Raw genomic sequence first — 19,317 nt, 5'->3', positions numbered from 1 at the left:
CCAACAGAGCGTAGCGTGGTCGCCCCGGTACCGGAGGCCGTCAGCGGCCCGTGATCCGCTCGGACAGGTGCACCGTGACCGTCTCGCCGGGCCCCTTGCCGATGGCCCGCTGCAGCTCGCCCTTCACGGGGAGCTTGTGGCTGCCGTCGCCGAGCGCCATGAAGGAGCTCCGGAACGGCTGGCCGTCCACCGTGCCGCGGACCTTCACCAGGCCGCGGGTACCGAAGAACTCCGCAGAGCCGGGCATCACCACGTAGGTCCAACCACCCGGGCTCGGGCTCTTCTGCAGGACGGCGCTGAACTCGTGGTCGAGGGACTGGTTCTCGGTCATCGTTCCTCCTCGGCGGGACGTCCACGGTGGCCGCCCACAACCGGAACGTCGGGGGTGGCCGCCCGTTCTCGACGTGCGGGCCGAAACTCGGGTGACCGAACGAGCATGCCGGACGGTCGAGGACGCTCAGCGGTGCTCGGCGAACCAGGCGATGAAGCGGCGCTGGCCGGGGGTCTCGACGGCGCGTGGCCGGTAGTGGCTCCGCGTCCACGCCACGGCGTCCTCCGCCGGGTGCCCCGCCAGCACGGCCATGCAGGCGATCACGGTGCCGGTGCGGCCCGTGCCCCCGGTGCACGCGACCTCGACCCGCTCCCCCGAGAGCGCCCGGCGATAGGCCCCGGCGATCTGCGCTGCCGCCACGTCGGGGGCGCGAGGCGTGCGGAAGTCCGGCCAGTGGATCCACTCGGCGGGCCAGCCGGGCTGCCACTCCGCGCCGCGCCGGGGCAGCAGGCGCCGCCGGTCCGGCGGGTGTCCCAGGTAGAGGCCGAACTCGGGCGGCGGCCCGGCCGGGAACGGCTCACGACGGCCGCGGCCGCGCACGAGCGTGCCGTCGGGCAGCGCGATGGCGCCGGTGAGCGGGCCGGTCATGCCGCCCCCTCTGCCATCGCACCCACGAGGCGCAGCAGCTCCACGTTCGCCTCGACGGACCCCACGACGATCACCTTGAGCCGGTCGCGGTCCGGCTCGTGGACCATGTCCACGTGGGGTGCCCGCGCGGGTTTCGGCAGGCCCCTGACGAAGGACGCCAGCCGTTCCGCGGCGGCCGCGTCGATGCCGTCGACGTCCAGGACGCTCGTGACGCCGACCTGCCGCGAGCGGGACGGCCCACCGGTGAGCGCCTGGAGGTCGGCGTGCGAGACGCGGTACTGCTTGCCGATCCGCACCGCCCCCAGCCGCCCCTCCCGCACGTAGCTGCGCACCGTGCGGACGTGCAGGCCGAGCCGATCGGCGACATCCTCCAGGGAGTACCACTCACTCATGCTCCCCATCCTTCCCCATGGAGGGACGGATACGACTGGACAGTCCCGGACGATCAGTCGATGCTCGTACCCGGATGCGCACTTCCTCCCCGCGCGCCGCACTTATAACCGCGCGAGGCTTGACGGGCGCATCCCCCGGCGCACACAAATAGCAGCCGGAGCAGGAAGGAGCGGCGCCGTGCGGCTGCTCGTCGTCAACGTCAACACCACCGCGTCCGTCACCGAGTCGATTGCGGCCTCCGCCCGCTCGGTCGCCGCCGCGGACACCGAGATCATCGGGCTGACCCCGGCGATCGGTGCGGAGTCGGTCGAGGGCAACTTCGAGAGCTACCTCGCCGCCGTCGCGGTCATGAACGCCGTGGTGACGTACGAGGGCCCGTTCGACGCGGTGATCCAGGCCGGGTTCGGCGAGCACGGCCGCGAGGGCCTGCAGGAACTGCTCGACGTCCCGGTCGTCGACATCACCGAGGCGGCCGGGCACGTCGCCTCGCTCATCGGCCACCGGTACTCGGTGGTGACCAGCCTCGACCGCACCGTCCCGCTCATCGAGGGCCGCCTCGCGCAGGCGGGGCTGGCGGCCCGCTGCGCATCGGTCCGCTCGAGCGGCCTGTCCGTGCTGCAACTCGAGGAGGACCCGGCGACGGCCGTCAAGGCGATCGTCCGGGAGGCGGAGCTCGCCGTCCGCGACGACCACGCCGAGGTGATCTGCCTCGGCTGCGGCGGCATGGCCGGGCTCGACGACGCGGTGCGCAGCGCGACCGGCGTGCCGGTCGTGGACGGGGTCACGGCCGCGGTGAAGCTCGCCGAGAGCCTCGTCGGACTGGGCCTGTCCACGAGCAAGATCCGCACCTACGCACCGCCGCGCCGCAAACGCGTCACCGGCTGGCCGCTGCCGTCCTGAGCGGCACATCCTCAATGGGGAGGACCCGCATGTCCATCCAGCATCCCGACGTCGACCAGGCCGCACTCGCCGCGCAGGACCCCGAGGGCAGGCTGTACAACGACGACCTCCGGCCCGCCGAGCCGCGCGAGCGGCGGTGGCAGACCTACAGCCTCTTCTGCCTGTGGATGAACGACGCGCACAACGTCGGCAACTACACGTTCGCCGCCGGCCTGTTCCTGCTCGGGCTGAGCCCGATCCAGGTCACCCTCGGCATCCTCGGGGGCGTACTGATCATCTTCGGCGGCTGCTGCCTGTCCGGCTTCATGGGGCACGACACGGGAGCTCCCTACCCCGTCGTGAGCCGGCTGTCCTGGGGTGTCTGGGGCGCTCGGTTCACGGCACTGGTCCGCGGGATCGTGGCCATCGCCTGGTACGGCGTGCAGACGTTCCTGGCGTCGGTCGCGCTCAAGGTGCTGCTGGTCAGGTTCGTCCCGGGCACCGAGTCGCTCACGGGGGTGGGCTTCCTGGGGCTCGACCTGCTGGGCTGGATCGCGTTCGTGCTGCTCTGGGGGATCCAGCTGCTCATCGTGCGCAAGGGCATGGAGGCGGTGCGCCACTTCCAGGGCCTGGCCGGGCCCGCGATCTGGGTGGTGATGCTGGCGCTGGCCGGCTGGATGCTCTGGCAGGCCGACTTCCACATCTCCTGGACCAGCGGGGGCGGCGACACCGTGCTGTCCACCGGCGAGCAGTGGTACCAGACCTTCGCCGCGGTCGGGCTCACGGTCGGTGTGCTCGCCACGCTGATGCTCAACTTCTCCGACTTCGCCCGCTACTCCCCCAGCCGCCGCGACGTCGTGCGGGGCAACGCACTCGGCCTGCCGCTCAACTGGACGGCGTTCGCGCTGACCTCCGTGATCGTCTCGGCCGCCTCGGTCCAGGTGTACGGCAAGGCGGTGCTCGACCCCGCCGCGCTGCTGGAGGACGTCGACAACGAGTGGCTCGTGCTCGTCGGCAGCGCGGTGTTCGTGCTGGCCACGATCGGGGTCAACATCGTCGCGAACTTCGTGTCGGCCGCGTTCGACCTGTCCAACCTCAACCCGAAGCGCATCAGCTTCCGCACCGGGGGCATCATCGCCTCGGCCGCGGCGCTCCTGTCGACGCCGTGGAACCTCTACAACTCGCCCCAGGTGATCGCGTACTTCCTCGGCGGGCTCGGCGCGCTGCTCGGACCGTTCTTCGGGATCATGGCCGTCGACTACTTCCTGCTGCGGCGGGCGCGCGTGAGCATCCCCGATCTCTACGACCCGTCGGAGAAGGGGATCTACCACTACCAGGGCGGGGTCAACCGGCTGGCGATCACGGCGTTCGTCCCGAGCTCGATCATCGCGCTGACCCTCGCGCTCGTCCCCGCGTTCTCGCTGATCGCCCCGTTCGGCTGGTTCATCGGCGCCGCGCTCGGCGCGGTCGCGTACTACGCCGTCGCGAACGGCCGCCTGCAGATCCTGCCGGCCGACTGACCTCGCCGCGTCCTGGAGCTATGGGCCGAGAAGTCGGCCGCCAGCCCCTTCTTCCCGGGCCGCTCGACGCTCCCCGCGGCGCTGGCCGAGCGGCAGGTGGACACGCCTGATCACGTCGGCCCGTTGACCCCGAGACTTCACAAACCCGACGGGCCCTTCACACGAGGCCGGCGCGGTGTGAAGCCGGCCTTGGGTGTGTGAGGTGGTGGCCGCCCTCCGAGCGCGCGCACTTTTCTGCCCCGACGACCCAACCCGGACGCCTCCGCCGACGTCTTACAAGGCGGAGAGGTTGAACCCATGTCGATCCTGAACCTGACCGGACGCGACCGGGCGCTGCTGCGTGCGGTGGCCGCCGGTCGTTGCGATATCGCCCCCACCGGCGTCCCGAACCTGCGCGTCGACGGCCGGTGGTTCTGCGACCAACCCCGCGCGCACGCCCTCCTCGCGGCCGGGCTGGTGGCCCGGGTCCACGGGGCGTCCGCGGCCACGCTCACCCGCGCCGGCCGGGCCGCGCTCGAGGACGAGTACGCGCGCGCCGCCGCCTGACGGCCTGCTCCTGCACCCCGGAGAGATCGGTCTCATTCCGTGGGAGCACCTTCGATATGACCGGACATTGTGGTGCACTGGGACCGATGAGCAGTCCGGTCGCGTCACGTCGCTTCCCCCGCTGGGTGTTCGGCGAGGGCAGCGAGCCGGACCCGCGGTTCACGCTCGCCAACGAGCGCACGTTCCTCGCCTGGATCCGCACCTCGCTCGCCCTGCTCGCCTGCGGTGTCGCGCTCGAGGCCGTCGCCCTGCCGATGCAGCCCCAACTGCGGTTGGCCGCGTCCGTGCTGCTGATCGTGCTGGGCCTGCTCACGCCGGTGCAGGCGTGGTTCGCGTGGAGCCGGGACGAGCGCGCGATGCGGCAGGGGCGGCCGCTGAGCGCGCCATCGCTGATGGTCCCGTTGACGGTGGGCACGACCGCCACGGGCCTGCTCCTCCTGGCGGCGCTGTTGCTGCGATGACCGACGGCGGCCGGATCTTCGACCCCGGGCTGCAGCCCGAGCGCACCGCCCTGGCGTGGCGCCGCACCGGCCTGGCCGTGGCGGTCGGGGCGGTCGCCGGCATGCGCGTGCTCACCCCGGCGCTGGGTGCGGGAGCCGTGGTGGTCGGGCTGCTCGGGCTGGCACTGGCAACGCTGCTCGTCGTCGGCTCGATGCGCCGAGCGCGCCGCGTCGAGGTCGCCCTGCTCCGGGACCACTGCCTTGCCGCCGGTCCCGGTGGCAGGCTCGTGGCCACGGTCTGCATCGCGTGCACGGCGGTCGGCGTCGCGGCGCTCGTCGCGGTCCTGGCCGCGCATGCAGCCCGCTGATCCGCTCAGCGAGCGGCATCGCCGCCCGAGCGCCGGTGGCTGGGCCCGCGCCCGGTCGCCAGCTCGCAGGCCGTGTTGACGAGGGCGAGGTGGCTCAGCGCCTGCGGGTAGTTGCCGACGAGGCGCCGGTCCTCGACGTCGTACTCCTCCGAGAGCAGGCCCAGGTCGCTGCGCAGCCCGAGCAACCGCTCGAACACCGCACGGCCGGCCTCGCTGCGGCCACCGAGCAGGTGCGCGTCCGCCAGCCAGAACGTGCAGGGCAGGAACGCCCCCTCACCCGGGGGTAGCCCGTCGATCCGCCTGGTCGACCTCGTCATCGTGTACCGGTTCACGAAGCCGTCGTGGCACAGGTTCCTCTCGATCGCCGCGACGGTTCCGGTGAACCGCCGGTCATCGGCGGGGAGGAAGCCCACCGACGCCATGAGCAGGAGCGCGGCGTCCAGCTCGCGGGACCCGTAGCACTGGGTGAAGGTGTTGCGCCGGGCGTCGTAGCCGTGCTCGCACACGTCGTCGAAGATCTCCTGGCGCAGGCGTTTCCAGGAGTCGAACGGCCCGTCCAGGTCGAACATCTCCACGCCCCTGATCGCGCGGTCGACGGCCGCCCACGCCATGACCTTCGAGTGGGTGAAGTGCCTGCGGTCGCCGCGGATCTCCCAGATCCCCTCGTCCGGTTCCCGCCAGTGCCCCTCGAGGAAGTCCATGAGGACGCGCTGAACCTGCCACGCCGAGTCGTCCGGGGGGATGCCGTGCTTGCGGGCCTGGTGCAGCGCGTCCATCAGCTCGCCGTACACGTCGAGCTGGAACTGCTGGGACGCGGCGTTGCCGACGCGGACGGGCCGGGAACCCGCGTAGCCCGGCAACCAGTCGAGCTCGAACTCGATCAGCCGTCGTTCGCCCTCGACGCCGTACATCAACTGCATCTGCTCGGGCTGACCGGCCACGGCCCGCAGCAGCCACTCGCGCCACGCGACGGCCTCGGACTCGTACCCGGCGTGGAGCAGCGCCAGCAGCGTGAACGTCGCGTCCCGGATCCAGCAGTACCGGTAGTCCCAGTTCCGCACGCCGCCGAGGTGCTCCGGCAGCGAGGTCGTGGGCGCCGCCACGATGCCCCCGCTCGGCCCGTAGGACATCGCCTTCAGGGTGATCAGCGAGCGGACGACCGCGTCCCGGTGCTCGCCGTCGAACGTGCACCGGGCCGCCCAGTCCTGCCACCACTTCTCGGTGGCCGCGATCCCCCGGCCCACGTCGACCCGGTCCGGCGGACGGTCGTGGGGGCTCGCCCATGCCAACCGGAAGTCGACGTGCTCACCGGCGTTCAGGAAGAACTCGGCGGCGAGGTCGGTGCCCGTGAGCTCGTGCCGCACATCGGAGTCCACCGTGATCGCGTCCGGCCCGGCGAGCGCGGATGTGCGCCTGCCGACCTCCCGGAACCACGGGACGACGTGGCCGTAGTCGAGCCGCAGCAGCACCTCGCTCCGGACCGGGACCCGCCCGGCCAACCCCTCCACCCGGCGGAACAGGTCCGGGCGCTCGGCGCGGATCGGCATGCAGTCCACCACCCGCACCGCACCGTCGGCGGTGGTGAAGTCCGTCTCGAGCACGAGCGAGTCCCGCCGGTAGCGGCGATCGACCGCCCGGTGCTCCCCGACTGGCGCGAGCCGCCATCGCCCGTGCTCCGGCCCACCGAGGAGCGCCGCGAAGCAGGCAGCGGAGTCGAATCGCGGCAGGCACAGCCAGTCGATGGACCCGTCGTAGCCGACGAGGGCCGCGGTGTGGGTGTCCCCGATGAGGCCGTAGTCCTCCAGCTGCAACGGCACCGGCATCCCTCCGTCCCCGCCTCGGCCTGCACGGTTCCTTCTGGTACCCCTGGATCCGCCTGCGCATCCACCTGCCCAGCACGACGATTGCGCCCGCGCACACCCGCCGCGGCCGCGACGGAGGCCGGCGGTTCAGTCGGACGTGGTCCAGCCCAGTGCCCACACGTCGCGGTGTGGTAGCTCGCCGGCCGCATCGGCGAAGGAGCGCAGGACGTTCGTGAGCGCCTGCCTGCGGCCGGAGGGCATCCGGTCGAGGATCTCGGCGATCGCGGCCCGCCGGTGGGCCATCACGCGGCTGACGAGCTCACGTCCGGACGGGGTCAGCTCGAGCAGGAGGTTGCGGCGGTCGGCCGGGTTGTCCCGGCGGTCCAGCAGGCCCCCCGCCACCAGCCGGTCGCAGGCGCGGGTGGCGTTCGACGGGTGGATGCCCAGCCCGTCCGCGACCGCGGCCAGGTTCAGCGGTCCGCGGCTCATCACCATCACGAGCAACCGCAACTGCGGCAGCGTGACGACGTCCTCGACCATGGCGACGGATCGCGCGCTCACCCCGACGAGCACCCGTGCGGCCAGCATGACCGCGTCGACCTCGTTCGCCGGCTCCGGCTGCGCGCTCGCCACCGCGACAGTGTGCATGCCACAGGGCACCGTGTGCGATAGCGCATCACGTGCTTAGGCGCAACGGTCGGGGGTAGCCGGTGGGCGAGGGGCGGGCGAGGAGTCCGCGCACCACCGATCGCCGGGAGGTGACATGGTCGTCGAGGCGCTCGACGTCGCCGTGTACACGGTGCCGACCGACGCCCCGGAGGCTGACGGCACGTTGGCCTGGGACTCCACCACGATGGTGCTGGTCGAGGCCCGGTGCGACGGCACCGTCGGCACGGGGTGGACCTACGGGCCGCCCGCCTGTGCATCGGTGGTGCACGACCAGCTCACCGATGTCGTGCTGGGCAGGGACGCGGTCGACGCCGCCGGTGCCTTCCACGCGATGGTGGCTGTGGTCCGCAACGCCGGACGGCCCGGTGTCGCTGGCTACGCGATCTCCGCTGTGGACACCGCGCTCTGGGACCTCGAAGCGCGGCTGCTCGGGCTGCCGCTGCACCGGCTGCTCGGTGCGGTGCGCGACGAGGTCCCGGTCTACGGGAGCGGGGGCTTCACCACCTACGGCTCCGACCGGCTGCGGGAGCAGCTCACCGGCTGGACGGACACGGGCATCCCGCGCGTCAAGATCAAGATCGGGGAGTCGTTCGGCAGCGCGGTCGCGCGCGACCTGGCCCGCATCGACGAGGCCCGCGCGGCGATCGGGCCGGACGTCGAGCTGTTCGTCGACGCGAACGGCGCTTACGGGCGCAAGCAGGCCGTCCGGGTCATGCAGGCCGCCACCCACTGCGACGTCCGGTGGTTCGAGGAGCCGGTGTCGTCCGACGACCTGGACGGGCTGCGCGCCGTGCGCGACGGCGTCGCGGCGGACGTCGCCGCGGGCGAGTACGGCTACGACCTCACCTACTTCCGGCGCATGTGCGCGGCCCGTGCCGTCGACTGCCTGCAGGCGGACGTGACCCGCTGCGGCGGGATCACCGAGTGGCTGCGCATCGCCGCCGTCGCGGCCGCCCACCACCTCGACGTCTCCGGGCACTGCGCGCCGCACCTGCACGCCCACGTCGCCGCGGCCACCCCGAACCTGCGCCACCTCGAGTGGTTCCACGACCACGTGCGGATCGAGCAGATGTTCTTCGACGGCGTCCTCGACCCCACCGGAGGCACGATCCGCCCCGATCCCGAGGCCGCCGGGAACGGGCTGACCCTGCGCCGCGACGCCGCCGAGCGCTACCGAGAGGACCGATGAGGACCGATCTCGACCTGCGTCCGCCGCGCGCCGTTCCCGACGTGGACGTCCGCGTGCTCGAGGCCGACCTGCGCGCCCGCGTGGACGGGGAGGTCCGGTTCGACGCGGGGTCCCGCGGGGCGTATGCGACCGACGGCTCGAACTACCGGCAGGTGCCGATCGCCGTCGTCGTCCCGCGGTCCGTGGAGGCGGGCGCCACGGCGGTCGCGGTGTGCCGCGACCACGACGCGCCGGTGCTGTCCCGCGGCGGGGGCACCAGCCTCGGCGGGCAGTGCACGAACACCGCGGTGGTGATCGACTGGTCCAAGTACTGCAACCGGCTCGTCTCGGTCGACCCGCAAGCGCGGACGTGCGTGGTGGAGCCGGGCATCGTGCTCGACGACCTGAACCGCGAGCTCGCCCCGCACGGCCTGGTGTTCGGGCCGAAGCCCGCCACCCACGACCACTGCACGCTCGGCGGGATGATCGGGAACAACTCGTGCGGGGCGACCGCCCAGGCCTACGGCAAGACCGCCGACAACGTGCGCCGCCTGGAGATCCTCACCTACCGGGGATGGCGCAGCTGGGTCGGCGCCACCGGCGACGACGAGCTGGCGACCCTCACCCACGGGGCGGGCGACACGGCCCAGCTCTACCGCACCCTGGTGCACCTGCGCGATCGCTACTCGGGCCTGGTCCGGGACAGGTACCCGGACATCCCGCGGCGGGTGTCGGGCTACAGCCTGGACGCGCTGCTGCCCGAGCAGGGCTTCGACCTCGCCAAGCTGCTCGTCGGGAGCGAGGGAACGCTGGCCACCGTCCTGCACGCCGAGCTGCAGCTCGTCCCGGTCCTGGAGCACACCGCGATGCTCGTGCTCGGCTTCCCGGACGTCATCGCGGCCGCCGACGCGGTGCCCGGGATCCTCGCGAACTGCTCCGTCTCCCCGGTGCTGCTCGAGGCGATGGACCAGCGCATGGCCGAGCTCATGCGCAACGAGCACGTCCACCTCGACTCCTTGGCGGCGCTCCCCGAGGGCGAGGCGTGGCTGCTCGTCCAGTTCGGGGCCGACGACCCGGACAGCCCGGACGAGCAGGCGGCGAGCCTGCTCGACGCGCTCGGCAGGAGCCGTGACGACCCCGGCGTCGTCCTCACCGACGATCCCGCCCGCGAGGCCAAGATGCTGGACGCCCGCGAGGCAGGCCTCGGCGTGACGGCCCGCCCCGTGCTCACCCCCGAGACGTGGGAAGGCTGGGAGGACTCGGCCGTCGCACCCGAACACCTGGGCGACTACCTGCGCGACCTGCGCAGACTGTTCGCGGAGTTCGACCTCGACCGGCCCTCGCTCTACGGGCACTTCGGCCACGGGTGCGTGCACACGCGCATCCCGTTCCGGCTCAAGAGCGCCACGGGCGTCGCCGAGTTCCGCCGGTTCCTCGAGCGGGCCGCCGACCTCGTCGTCTCCTACGGTGGTTCGCTGTCCGGCGAGCACGGCGACGGGCAGGCCCGTGGCGAGCTGCTCGAGCGGATGTTCGGACCGGAGCTGGTGCGCGCCTTCGGGGAGCTGAAGGCGCTGTTCGACCCGGAGAACCGGATGAACCCGGGCAAGGTCGTCGCCCCGTACCGGGTGGACGAGAACCTGCGGCTGGGCGCCGGCTGGCGGCCGCAGGCGCACGAGACATGGTTCGGCTACCCGCACGACAAGGGGAGCTTCACCGCCGCGGTCATGCGCTGCGTCGGGGTGGGGGCGTGCCGGCGCTCCGTGCCCGGCGACGGTGTGATGTGCCCGTCCTACCAGGTGACGCGCGAGGAGGAGCACTCGACGCGGGGACGGGCGCGGCTGCTGTTCGAGATGCTGCAGGGCCACGCGGACTCCCCCGTCCGGGACGGGTTCCGCTCCGAGGCGGTGCGCGATGCGCTCGACCTGTGCCTGGCGTGCAAGGGCTGCAAGTCGGACTGCCCGGTGGGCGTCGACATGGCCACCTACAAGGCGGAGTTCCTCGCCCACCACTACGCCGGGCGGTTGCGGCCGATGGCGCACTACGCGTTGGGCTGGCTCCCGACCTGGGCGCGGCTGGCCCGGGTGGCACCGCGCGCGGTCAACGCCCTCCTGCACGCGCCCGGCGTCGCGCGCCTCGGCAAGCGACTCGCCGGCATCGCGGTCGAGCGCGACGCCCCCGCCTTCGCCACCGAGACCTTCCAGGACTGGTGGCACCGGCAAGGGCGGCCGGCCGCGCGACCCGGCGACCCGGACACGGTCGTGCTGTGGCCCGACACGTTCACCAACCACTTCGAGCCGCACATCGCGCGGGCTGCCGTCGACGTCCTCGAGCACGCCGGGTTCCGCGTCGCCGTGCCCGACGAGCCGCTCTGCTGCGGCCTGACGTGGATCTCGACCGGCCAGCTCGGCGTCGCTCGGCGGCGGCTGCAGCGCACGATCGCGGCGCTCCGGCCGTGGATCGAGGCCGGCCACCTCGTCGTCGGGCTGGAACCGTCGTGCTCGGCGGTGTTCCGGTCCGATGCGGCCGAGCTGCTGCCGGAGGACGAGGACGTCGCCCGGCTGCAGTCCCGGTTCGTGACGCTCGCCGAAGCGCTCGTCCACCACGCGCCGCGGCCGTGGCGGCCCGAGCGCCACGAGCGCGCCGCGATCGTGCAGGCGCACTGCCACCAGCACGCGGTGCTGGGGTTCGACGCGGACGTGGAGGCGATGTCGCGCGCCGGCATCGACGCCCGGCGGCTGGAGTCGGGCTGTTGCGGCCTCGCGGGCAACTTCGGGTTCGAGGCCGGGCACTACGACGTGTCGATGGCCTGCGCCGAGCAGGCCCTCCTCCCCGCCGTGCGCGCCGCCGACCCGGACACGCTCGTCCTGGCCGACGGGTTCAGCTGCCGCACCCAGATCGAGCAGGGTGCGACCGGCCGCCGCGGCATGCACCTCGCCGAGGTGCTGAGCAGGTCCATCGCGGACACCCCCACGGCAGCGCCGTCCCACGACGGACACGGGGCCGCCATCGCGGGGGGCGCGCTCGCGGCGACCACCGCCGTCGCGGCGGCGGTGCTGGCGCGGCGAGCGGGACGACGACCGGTCCGGGGAGGAGCACGATGAGGAGCACCCTGCTGCACGACGCCGATGGCCTGCGCACCTTCGCCGTCGTGATGGACAAGGACGACGAGGCCGCCGGCGAGCTGCTCGCGTTCGCGCGGGAACGCGGGATCGGTGGAGCGTCCCTCACCGCGATCGGCGCCTTCCGCGAGGCGACGCTCGCCTACTTCGACCCCGACGAGGCGCAGTACCACGACATCCCGGTCAGCGAGCAGGCCGAGGTGCTCTCACTGATCGGCGACATCGCCGCCCAGGACGAGGCGCCGGCGCTGCACGCCCACGCCGTGCTCGGCCGCCGCGACGGCTCGACCGTCGGCGGCCACCTGAAGCGGGCGATCGTCTGGCCCACGCTCGAGGTGATCGTCACCGAGACCCCCAACCACCTGCGCAAGCAGGTCGACCCGGAGACCGGGCTGGCGCTCATCTCGCTGGGCGGCCACGTCTTCCGGAACTAGCCACACGGCGCCGGGGCCATGATCGCCAGGGGTGGTGCTGAAGCCGCAGCCGTGCGGTTCCACAACCGCACTCGCTGATCAAGACCACCGTGCACGGTCCCGCAGCCGCGGGTGATCAGCCATGATCGTCGGCCCCGGCACGATGCGCGGCACCACCGGAGGCCCTCACCAACCCGGCAGCACATCCGGGCAACCGGTGATCACGAACCCGAGTTGTACGACGAGCGGCCGCCACGGGAGGCGAGGCGGCGGCGCTCCAGCACGGCCGCGACCGCGAACCCACCGCCGCCCGCGACGGCGAGCACCCAGAACAGGCTGGGGATGCCGAGGAAGAGGGCGGCGGCGGAGGTCAGGGCGAGCCACGTCCCGAGCCCGTAGTGCAGGACGTTGCGGCGGGCGGCGCCTTCCCCGAGGTAGAGCACCCCGACGAGGAACCCGGACCAGGTCGGCCACAGCATCGTCTGCAGGTCGGGACGGCCCAGCTCGGCGGCGAGACCGGTGATGGCGAGGAACAGCGCGGCGAAGGCGCTGATCCACGAGAGCCCCAGCAGCTTCCCGGAGAGGACCTCCTCCCGGCCCGCACCGCGCTGGGCCTGGTTGGCCGCGAGCACGGCGAAGACGGTGCCGGCGGCGAGGCCGGCGCCGAGGAGGGTCATGGGCAGCCAGGCCGGCAGGGCGACCAGCGGGTCGGGGCCCAGGGAGATCGCCGATGCGCCGTGTCCGAAGACGTAGGCGAGCCCGAAGCCGGCGTAGGCGGCGCGGCTGTCGACGTCCCCGGTCGTGGCGGGAACGGTGGCCGGGGCGGGCAGGGTCGTGGCGTTCATGATCTCTCCGATGTGGTCAGGTGACGACGAGGCGGGACAGGGGAGCGGCAACCCGGCGGACGATGTCCGGCGGCCAGGGGTACAACGCCGCGACGGCGTGCTGGTGGGCGAGGCCGTGCAGGCCCACCCAGAGCGAGATCGCGTCGGCGCGCAGGTCGGTGCTGGTGGACCGGCCCGCGGCGACGCAGTCGGTCAAGGTCTCGGTGAGGATCCGCACCGCCTCGCCGCCGACGGCGGTCGGATCCTCCGGGTCGTGGACCCGGCCGAACATCAGCCGGTACCGCGCGGGGCGGCGGTCCGCGAAGTCGACGTACGCGCGGCAGGCGCCGATCAGCCGGGCGCGGGGATCGTCGCCCGCCGAGCCGGTCGCCGAGCGGATCCGGCCGCCCAGCTCGGCGAAGCCCTGCCGGGCGACGGCCAGCACGATGGCGGGCCGGTCGGGGAAGTGCGGGTAGATCGACGGGGCGGCGATCCCGACCCGGCGCGCCACGGCACGCAGCGTCACCGCCCGCTCGTCGCCGCTCGCGTCGAGCAGCTCCGTGGCGGCGGCCAGGATCTCGGCGCGCAACCGCACGCCCTCCCCGCGGCGGCTCCGCGGCCGGTCGCGGTTCCGGCGGGCGGGTGCCACGACGGTCACGCGTCCGGGACGATGACGACCTTGCCGGCGACCGTGCGCGACTCGGCCAGCGCCAGCGCCGACCCGGCGTCCGACAGCGGGAACCGCGCGGCGACCTTCGCGGTGAGGACCCCGTCGGCCAGCAGTCGGAACACCGAGGTGAGGTCCTCCCGCAGCCGGGCGCGGAAGGCGTCGCGCCGGCGCAGGCCGGCCCAGAAGTTGTAGAACCGCGCCGACCTGCCGTTGGGCAGCACGTGCCACACCAGCAGCCGCGCGAACAGCTTCAGCACCGGGAGGCGGGAGTCGCCCTCCTCGTCCTTGGTGGCCGCCGTGCCGTACGACACCAGCGTCCCGCCGCGGCGCAGCAGCCGCCAGGACTCGGTGATCCCCGGGCCGCCGACGTGGTCGAACACCGCGTCCACGCCGTCCGGCGCGAGCTCGCGGATCCGCCGGTACACGTCCGGGTCGCGGTAGTCGACCGGGGTGGCGCCGAGCTCGCGCACGGCCGCGTGGTGCCGGGGTGACGCGGTGCCGATCACGGTGATCCCGGCGTGGCGGGCCAGCTGCACGAGCGTCGTCCCGACGCCGCCGTTGGCGCCCAGCACCACGATCGTCGCCCCGGGACGGACCCGCGCGGTCCGGTGCAGCATCTGCCATGCCGTGATCCCGTTGACGACCACCGTCTCGGCGTCGGCGGCGTCCACGCCGTCCGGCACGGGCACCAGGTCGGCGACGTCGAGCAGCTGGTGGGACGCCCAGCTCCCGATCTTGGTGACCGCGGCGAACCGGCGGCCCACCAGGGTGGGGTCCACCCCGGGGCCGGTCGCGGTCACCGTGCCGACGACGTCGTAGCCGGGCACGAACGGGAACGGCGGCTGGTCGAAGTACTTGCCCCGGCGCATCTGCTGCTCGGCGAACGACACGCCGGTCGCGTCCATGCGCAGGACGGCCTGCCCCGCGGCCGGCGCCGCGAGCTCACGGTTGCGGACCTGCAGGCCGCTCGGCTCGACCCGGCCGGGCAGGACGACCTCGGTGACCTGGGTGGTGGCGGTGGTGCGGTCCACGTCTGACTCCGTTCACATCGTTAACCTTACGCTCGTAACGCTACGCGCGTTTACTTCATGCCGCAAGCCAAACGTGCGTAAGTTCTCGGGTGTAAGCTGATGCCATGTCAGAGCACGCCCCGGCACCCGCCGCCCGCACCCGCAACCGCCGCGGCGAGGGCGCCCGGCTGCGCGACGACATCGTGGCCGGGGCCGTCGCACTCCTGGACGAGACCGGTGACGAGCGGGCCGTGACCCTGAGGGCGGTCGCCCGCAGGGTCGGGATCACGGCACCGTCGATCTACCGCCACTTCGCCGACCAACCCGGGATCATGCTGGCCGTCGTCCAGCAGGCCTTCGAGGAGCTCGACGCAGAGCTGCACCGCACGCGGGATGCCGCGGACGACGACCCGCGGTCGCGGCTCTTCGCCGTCTGCACCGCGTACCTCGAGTTCGCCCGGAGTCGTCCCGGCCGCTATCGCACGATGTTCGGGGGACTGTGGATGCCCGACCTGGAGGCGGGCTCGGTGACCGAGGCCGACATGCACGAGCTGGGTCGCAGCACGCTGCAGCTGCTCGCCGACGTGCTGGGCGAGTGCGTCGCCGCGGGTATCGCCACCAGCGACGACCCGGCCGCCGATGCCGTCGCGCTGTGGGTCGGCCTGCACGGGCTCGCCCACCAGCAGTCGGTGACCGTAAGCTTCCCCTGGCCCGCGGACATCGCCGAACGCCTCATCGGCGCGCTGGGACACCTGCGGGAGGCGACGGCCTGACGATCCGGCCGCAACGCCTCAGAACGTCATTCGTGATCGTGGCGGTCGTCAAGAGCCTGTCGAACATCGAGCACCTCGACGAGCTCGGCCGCGAGCGCATCGGCGACCGGTTCGTACTGCGCCCGCAGGCGCAGCGCCACGTGCTCGGCGCGCACCGCGGGCCAGTCGGCCGGCAGGTAGTCCACCGGCAGGCCCGGGTCGCGGCGGGCGAGCAGGCTCCACTCCCCGTGCAACCAGAGCTGGCGGGCGAGGTCGTCGGGCGCGTCCGGCAGCGGCTCGGCACGGTCCCAGCGGGCGAGGAACTCCCGGTAGCCACGGGCGATCCCGGTGACGTCCCACGCATCCTCGATGAGCTCGGCGACCCGGGTCGGCGCGTCGACGTTGGCCCGGAAGACCTTGACGTGCCCGAGCACGTCCAGCTCCTCGAGGAGCCGCTCCACGTCGACGGCCCGGGGCGCGACCCACAGCCCGCTCTGCAGCATCCCGAAGCCCGCCCACTGCAACCGCGCCCGCAGCAGGTGGCGGTCCGCCCGCCTGCTCTCCGGGAGGGAGAAGCCGAGCAGCGTCCACCGCCCGTCCCACGTGCGGTTGACCGGCGACTGCCAGGCGCGGACTCCGCCCTCCTCGAGCGCGGTACGCGCGGAGGGCGTCGGCGACAGGTAGACGCGCCGCCCGCGCCGCCGGCGCTGCAGCACGCCCCGGGAGGTCATCCGCGCGACCGTCGCACGCGCCGCGTGCTCCCCGACGCCTACCCGCGCCAGCACGTCGATCAGCCCGGCGGTGGCGACCGCAGTGCCAGGACGCCCGAGGTGGATCCCGCTGAACATCAGCACGTGGGTCTGGGGCCGGATCTGTGGCGGCCCGTCCGCGCCTTCGGCCGGCCCGATGGGCAGGGCACTGCTCGTCATCCCGCCATCTTCGCAGCTCACCGGCCCTTCGGACGTTGGACATCTTCTTGACGGGCGTGTTGATCACGCATAAAGTCTGGCCCCACCCATTCCGAGAGGGCATCGCAATGGCGCATCCCGCCCACTCCGCCGTCCAGCTCCGGCGTGCCGTGGTGTCGAGCTTCATCGGCACGGTGATCGAGTACTACGACTTCCTGCTCTACGCCACGGCGTCCGCAGTCGTGTTCAACCGGGTGTTCTTCTCCGATCTCGACCCGCTCGTCGGCACCGTCGCGAGCTTCGGCACGCTCGCCACCGGCTATCTCGCCCGCCCGCTCGGGGGCATCCTCTTCGGGCACTTCGGCGATCGCATCGGCCGCAAGCGGATGCTGATGGTGACGATGTCGGTGATGGGCGTTGCGAGCGTGCTCATCGGCCTCCTGCCGACCTACGCCCAGATCGGCGGGCTCGCGCCGATTCTGCTTGTGCTGCTGCGCATCGCCCAGGGGATCGCGGTCGGCGGCGAGTGGGGCGGCGGCGTGCTGATGTCGGCCGAGCACGCCACCTCGCGCCGGGGTCTGTGGGCGAGCTTCACGAACGCGGGCGGGCCCGCGGGGATGGTCGTGTCCACCCTCGTGCTGGCGGCGGCGACCGCGATCTCGGGCGAGGAGCAGTTCCTCGTCTGGGGATGGCGCATCCCGTTCCTGCTCAGCGCCGTGCTACTGGTCGTCGGCCTGTTCATCCGGGCCCGGGTCGAGGAGACGCCGGTGTTCCGGGAGGCGGCCGGCACCCTGCCCAGCACGCCACCGCTGGTCGAGGTGCTGCGCAACCACCCGCGGAGCCTCGCGCTGTCCATCGGCATCGGCTTCGGCTCGTTCGTCGCGCAGAGCACGCTCACGACGTTCGTCATCTCGTACGCGGTCGGGGCCGGTTTCACGCGGCAGACGGTGCTCACCGCGCTCACCGTCTCCTCGGTGGTGGCGGTCCTCGGGGTGATCGGCTACTCCGCCCTGTCCGACCGCGTCGGGCGCAAGCCGGTGGTGCTCGCCGGCGCGATCGGCACCGGCATCTGGAGCTTCCTGCTCTTCCCGCTGGTCGACAGCGGCTCCACGCTCCTGCTCTGGCTGGCCGTCGTGGTCGGGCAGGGCGTGCTCCACGCGGCCCTGCACGGACCTCTCGCCGCGCTCTACGCCGAGCTGTTCGCCACCCGGGCGCGCTACACGGGCGCCTCCCTCGGCTACCAGATCGCCGGCACCGGCGCGGGTCTCGCCCCCGTCACGTTCGCGGCGGTGCTCTCCGGGTCGGCCGGCACGATCGTCGTCTCGCTGATCATCGCCGCGTGCTGCTTGGTGAGCATCGCCTGCATCCTGGTCCTCGGTGAGACGTCGCGGGCCGACCTGCGTTCCACGGGCGAGGCCACGACGAGCCGCGCACCCGCGTAGCGACACCCCTGAACCGACCTCTCCGGTCACATGGCCCGCCCGCACGGTGTCAACGTGCCAGAGCGGCCCCGCACCAGCGCGGCCGCCTGGACCGAGAGGACTGCCGTGGGCATCGTCACGATCACCGTCGCGGTCGCCGCCGCCGCCTGGATCGGCTTCTCCGCCTACGCCCTGCTGGCCCGCAAGGCATTCGTGGTCGACAACCTCGTCGAGTACGGCGTTCCCGAGAGCTGGTGGCCGTGGCTCGCCGTCGCCAAGGCCCTCGGCGCTGCCGGCCTGCTCGCCGGCCTCGCCGTCCCCGGGATCGGGGTCGCCGCGTCCGCCGGACTGCTCCTGTACTTCACCGGAGCCGTCATCACGGTTGTCCGGGCGCGCTCCTACGGCCACATCCCGTTCCCGCTGCTCTACCTCGTCCCCGCGCTGGCCGCCGGCTGGCTGCTCGCGGGCAGCTGACGCCGGACATAATTGCAACTCTCTTGCAGTAGCCATATTGTGTCGCCAATGGCATGCTGGAGGCCGCCGGTGATCGTTCTGGCAGCTCGACATCGGCTGCGCGGTCCGGGTCCGCGGATCGAGGTGAACGGTCCGCGGCCCCGGATCCCCTCCCGCGAGGACCATCACGAACGAGGAGTACATCCGTGGCCGAGTACGCGTTGCCCGATCTCCCCTACGACTACGGCGCCCTCGCCCCGCACATCGCCGGCGAGATCATGGAGCTGCACCACTCCAGGCACCACCAGACCTACGTCAACGCCACCAACGACGTGCTCGACAAGCTCGCCGCCGCCCGCGACTCGGGCGACTACGGCTCGATCGTCGGGCTGGAGAAGACCCTCGCGTTCAACCTCGGCGGCCACGTCAACCACTCGATCTTCTGGAACAACCTCTCCCCCGACGGCGGCGACGAGCCCACCGGCGAGCTCGCCGCCGCCATCGACGACCACTTCGGCTCCTTCGACGCCTTCCGCGCCCACTTCACCGCGGCCGCCACCACCATCCAGGGCTCCGGCTGGGCCGTCCTCGGCTGGGACACCCTCGGCGGACGGCTGCTGGTCCACCAGCTCTACGACCACACCCACCTCCCCGCCGGCCAGGTCCCGCTGGTCATGCTCGACATGTGGGAGCACGCCTTCTACCTGCAGTACCGCAACGTGAAGCCGGACTACGTCAAGGCCTGGTGGAACGTCGTCAACTGGACCGACGCGGCCCAGCGCTTCGCCAAGGCCCGCGCCTGAGACACCGCGGGCACGGGGCAGCGCGCTCTTCGGGGCGCCCATCGTGTTCGGGCTGAGGATGATCACGCTGATCGGGCTCGGCTACCGCACGTGGTGGCACCGCCGGCTGGGGAGGGCGCCCGGTGCCCCGCGGCCGGCTGCGGCGGGCGGGCCCTCCGACCGCGCTCGTCGCGGTGGCCCTCGCCGTCGGCATCGGCTGGGTCGCCCCCTGTTCGGGACCAGCCTGCTCGCGTTCCTGGT

The 19,317-nt window shown here is 72.8% G+C and carries 21 protein-coding genes; 12 read left to right on the top strand and 9 right to left on the bottom strand.

What is annotated here, in order from left to right; translation table 11 throughout:
* Positions 1-40: 40 nt before the first annotated feature.
* The 3 genes from ABEA81_RS22190 to ABEA81_RS22180 form a co-directional block, all read right to left on the bottom strand.
* Positions 41-331: a DUF1905 domain-containing protein gene (locus tag ABEA81_RS22190; protein ID WP_345607186.1), complete on the bottom strand. Its 291-nt coding sequence runs from the start codon at positions 329-331 to the stop codon at positions 41-43.
* A 126-nt stretch (positions 332-457) separates the two neighbouring features.
* Positions 458-919, bottom strand: coding sequence for a protein-tyrosine phosphatase family protein (locus ABEA81_RS22185; RefSeq protein ID WP_345607185.1), 462 nt, complete (start codon positions 917-919; stop codon positions 458-460).
* On the bottom strand, positions 916-1,311 hold the full coding sequence (locus tag ABEA81_RS22180) for a helix-turn-helix domain-containing protein (RefSeq protein ID WP_345607184.1): 396 nt from the start codon (positions 1,309-1,311) through the stop codon (positions 916-918). The genes ABEA81_RS22185 and ABEA81_RS22180 overlap by 4 nt, the downstream gene beginning before the upstream one ends.
* Before the next feature lie 178 nt (positions 1,312-1,489).
* On the opposite strand from ABEA81_RS22180, the gene ABEA81_RS22175 reads away from it, so the two are divergent.
* From ABEA81_RS22175 to ABEA81_RS22155, 5 genes are all read left to right on the top strand, one after another.
* Entirely contained in the window at positions 1,490-2,212 is a 723-nt protein-coding gene (locus ABEA81_RS22175; RefSeq protein ID WP_345607183.1) for an aspartate/glutamate racemase family protein, read from the top strand.
* Between the two features lie 29 nt (positions 2,213-2,241).
* Positions 2,242-3,711, top strand: a complete 1,470-nt coding sequence (locus ABEA81_RS22170) for an NCS1 family nucleobase:cation symporter-1 (protein ID WP_345607182.1) — start codon at positions 2,242-2,244, stop codon at positions 3,709-3,711.
* A gap of 297 nt (positions 3,712-4,008) precedes the next feature.
* A complete protein-coding gene (locus ABEA81_RS22165; protein WP_345607181.1) occupies positions 4,009-4,257 on the top strand; it encodes a hypothetical protein in 249 nt (82 codons plus the stop codon).
* Positions 4,258-4,343: 86 nt separating this feature from the next.
* Positions 4,344-4,718, top strand: coding sequence for a YidH family protein (locus ABEA81_RS22160; RefSeq protein WP_345607180.1), 375 nt, complete (start codon positions 4,344-4,346; stop codon positions 4,716-4,718).
* Positions 4,715-5,065 (top strand): DUF202 domain-containing protein, encoded by a 351-nt coding sequence (locus ABEA81_RS22155; protein ID WP_345607179.1) that lies wholly within the window; start codon positions 4,715-4,717, stop codon positions 5,063-5,065. The genes ABEA81_RS22160 and ABEA81_RS22155 overlap by 4 nt, the downstream gene beginning before the upstream one ends.
* Positions 5,066-5,070: 5 nt before the next feature.
* On the opposite strand, the gene ABEA81_RS22150 is transcribed toward ABEA81_RS22155, so the two are convergent.
* Complete coding sequence (locus tag ABEA81_RS22150) at positions 5,071-6,888, bottom strand: glycoside hydrolase family 15 protein (RefSeq protein WP_425570633.1); 1,818 nt, start codon at positions 6,886-6,888, stop codon at positions 5,071-5,073.
* Between the two features lie 126 nt (positions 6,889-7,014).
* The gene (locus tag ABEA81_RS22145; RefSeq protein ID WP_345607177.1) at positions 7,015-7,515 is read right to left on the bottom strand and encodes a MarR family winged helix-turn-helix transcriptional regulator; all 501 of its coding nucleotides are present in this window, start codon (positions 7,513-7,515) and stop codon (positions 7,015-7,017) included.
* 115 nt (positions 7,516-7,630) lie between these two features.
* Between ABEA81_RS22145 and ABEA81_RS22140 the strand changes: the two genes are divergently transcribed.
* The 3 genes from ABEA81_RS22140 to ABEA81_RS22130 are packed head-to-tail and all read left to right on the top strand — an operon-like array spanning position 7,631 to position 12,257.
* Positions 7,631-8,725: an enolase C-terminal domain-like protein gene (locus ABEA81_RS22140; RefSeq protein WP_345607176.1), complete on the top strand. Its 1,095-nt coding sequence runs from the start codon at positions 7,631-7,633 to the stop codon at positions 8,723-8,725.
* On the top strand, positions 8,722-11,805 hold the full coding sequence (locus ABEA81_RS22135; RefSeq protein ID WP_345607175.1) for an FAD-binding and (Fe-S)-binding domain-containing protein: 3,084 nt from the start codon (positions 8,722-8,724) through the stop codon (positions 11,803-11,805). The genes ABEA81_RS22140 and ABEA81_RS22135 overlap by 4 nt, the downstream gene beginning before the upstream one ends.
* Positions 11,802-12,257 (top strand): PPC domain-containing DNA-binding protein, encoded by a 456-nt coding sequence (locus ABEA81_RS22130; protein ID WP_345607173.1) that lies wholly within the window; start codon positions 11,802-11,804, stop codon positions 12,255-12,257. Before ABEA81_RS22135 ends, ABEA81_RS22130 begins: the two co-directional genes overlap by 4 nt.
* A 200-nt stretch (positions 12,258-12,457) precedes the next feature.
* On the opposite strand, the gene ABEA81_RS22125 is transcribed toward ABEA81_RS22130, so the two are convergent.
* Genes ABEA81_RS22125 through ABEA81_RS22115 form a run of 3 tightly spaced genes read right to left on the bottom strand, consistent with a single transcriptional unit; the run spans position 12,458 to position 14,761 of the window.
* On the bottom strand, positions 12,458-13,081 hold the full coding sequence (locus ABEA81_RS22125; RefSeq protein WP_345607172.1) for an ABC transporter permease: 624 nt from the start codon (positions 13,079-13,081) through the stop codon (positions 12,458-12,460).
* Positions 13,082-13,097: 16 nt separating this feature from the next.
* Positions 13,098-13,718, bottom strand: a complete 621-nt coding sequence (locus ABEA81_RS22120) for a TetR/AcrR family transcriptional regulator (protein WP_345607171.1) — start codon at positions 13,716-13,718, stop codon at positions 13,098-13,100.
* Entirely contained in the window at positions 13,715-14,761 is a 1,047-nt protein-coding gene (locus tag ABEA81_RS22115; protein WP_345607170.1) for a medium chain dehydrogenase/reductase family protein, read from the bottom strand. Before ABEA81_RS22115 ends, ABEA81_RS22120 begins: the two co-directional genes overlap by 4 nt.
* Before the next feature lie 104 nt (positions 14,762-14,865).
* Between ABEA81_RS22115 and ABEA81_RS22110 the strand changes: the two genes are divergently transcribed.
* Positions 14,866-15,513 (top strand): TetR/AcrR family transcriptional regulator, encoded by a 648-nt coding sequence (locus ABEA81_RS22110; protein ID WP_345607169.1) that lies wholly within the window; start codon positions 14,866-14,868, stop codon positions 15,511-15,513.
* 26 nt (positions 15,514-15,539) lie between these two features.
* Here ABEA81_RS22110 and ABEA81_RS22105 read toward each other — a convergent pair whose 3' ends face one another.
* Positions 15,540-16,421 (bottom strand): PaaX family transcriptional regulator, encoded by an 882-nt coding sequence (locus ABEA81_RS22105; protein WP_345607168.1) that lies wholly within the window; start codon positions 16,419-16,421, stop codon positions 15,540-15,542.
* A gap of 107 nt (positions 16,422-16,528) precedes the next feature.
* Between ABEA81_RS22105 and ABEA81_RS22100 the strand changes: the two genes are divergently transcribed.
* From ABEA81_RS22100 to ABEA81_RS22090, 3 genes are all read left to right on the top strand, one after another.
* Positions 16,529-17,842: an MFS transporter gene (locus tag ABEA81_RS22100; protein ID WP_345607167.1), complete on the top strand. Its 1,314-nt coding sequence runs from the start codon at positions 16,529-16,531 to the stop codon at positions 17,840-17,842.
* A 54-nt stretch (positions 17,843-17,896) separates the two neighbouring features.
* Positions 17,897-18,295, top strand: coding sequence for a DoxX family protein (locus tag ABEA81_RS22095; protein ID WP_345607166.1), 399 nt, complete (start codon positions 17,897-17,899; stop codon positions 18,293-18,295).
* Positions 18,296-18,480: 185 nt separating this feature from the next.
* Positions 18,481-19,077 (top strand): superoxide dismutase, encoded by a 597-nt coding sequence (locus ABEA81_RS22090; protein WP_345607165.1) that lies wholly within the window; start codon positions 18,481-18,483, stop codon positions 19,075-19,077.
* The last annotated feature ends 240 nt before the right edge of the window (positions 19,078-19,317 follow it).

The organism is Pseudonocardia adelaidensis, from assembly GCF_039543345.1.
GTDB lineage: Bacteria > Actinomycetota > Actinomycetes > Mycobacteriales > Pseudonocardiaceae > Pseudonocardia > Pseudonocardia adelaidensis.
Note: the sequence above shows the minus strand (reverse complement) of the source record. Positions and strands in the feature narration are given on the sequence as shown.

Excerpts from the sequence above, each read along its gene's own strand:
- ABEA81_RS22190 (WP_345607186.1), bottom strand. The coding sequence starts at position 331 with ATGACCGAGAACCAGTCCCTCGACCACGAGTTCAGCGCCGTCCTGCAG.
- ABEA81_RS22185 (WP_345607185.1), bottom strand. The coding sequence starts at position 919 with ATGACCGGCCCGCTCACCGGCGCCATCGCGCTGCCCGACGGCACGCTC.
- ABEA81_RS22180 (WP_345607184.1), bottom strand. The coding sequence starts at position 1,311 with ATGAGTGAGTGGTACTCCCTGGAGGATGTCGCCGATCGGCTCGGCCTG.
- ABEA81_RS22170 (WP_345607182.1), top strand. The coding sequence starts at position 2,242 with ATGTCCATCCAGCATCCCGACGTCGACCAGGCCGCACTCGCCGCGCAG.
- ABEA81_RS22165 (WP_345607181.1), top strand. The coding sequence starts at position 4,009 with ATGTCGATCCTGAACCTGACCGGACGCGACCGGGCGCTGCTGCGTGCG.
- ABEA81_RS22160 (WP_345607180.1), top strand. The coding sequence starts at position 4,344 with ATGAGCAGTCCGGTCGCGTCACGTCGCTTCCCCCGCTGGGTGTTCGGC.
- ABEA81_RS22155 (WP_345607179.1), top strand. The coding sequence starts at position 4,715 with ATGACCGACGGCGGCCGGATCTTCGACCCCGGGCTGCAGCCCGAGCGC.
- ABEA81_RS22150 (WP_425570633.1), bottom strand. The coding sequence starts at position 6,888 with ATGCCGGTGCCGTTGCAGCTGGAGGACTACGGCCTCATCGGGGACACC.
- ABEA81_RS22145 (WP_345607177.1), bottom strand. The coding sequence starts at position 7,515 with ATGCACACTGTCGCGGTGGCGAGCGCGCAGCCGGAGCCGGCGAACGAG.
- ABEA81_RS22140 (WP_345607176.1), top strand. The coding sequence starts at position 7,631 with ATGGTCGTCGAGGCGCTCGACGTCGCCGTGTACACGGTGCCGACCGAC.
- ABEA81_RS22135 (WP_345607175.1), top strand. The coding sequence starts at position 8,722 with ATGAGGACCGATCTCGACCTGCGTCCGCCGCGCGCCGTTCCCGACGTG.
- ABEA81_RS22130 (WP_345607173.1), top strand. The coding sequence starts at position 11,802 with ATGAGGAGCACCCTGCTGCACGACGCCGATGGCCTGCGCACCTTCGCC.
- ABEA81_RS22125 (WP_345607172.1), bottom strand. The coding sequence starts at position 13,081 with ATGAACGCCACGACCCTGCCCGCCCCGGCCACCGTTCCCGCCACGACC.
- ABEA81_RS22110 (WP_345607169.1), top strand. The coding sequence starts at position 14,866 with ATGTCAGAGCACGCCCCGGCACCCGCCGCCCGCACCCGCAACCGCCGC.
- ABEA81_RS22105 (WP_345607168.1), bottom strand. The coding sequence starts at position 16,421 with ATGACGAGCAGTGCCCTGCCCATCGGGCCGGCCGAAGGCGCGGACGGG.
- ABEA81_RS22100 (WP_345607167.1), top strand. The coding sequence starts at position 16,529 with ATGGCGCATCCCGCCCACTCCGCCGTCCAGCTCCGGCGTGCCGTGGTG.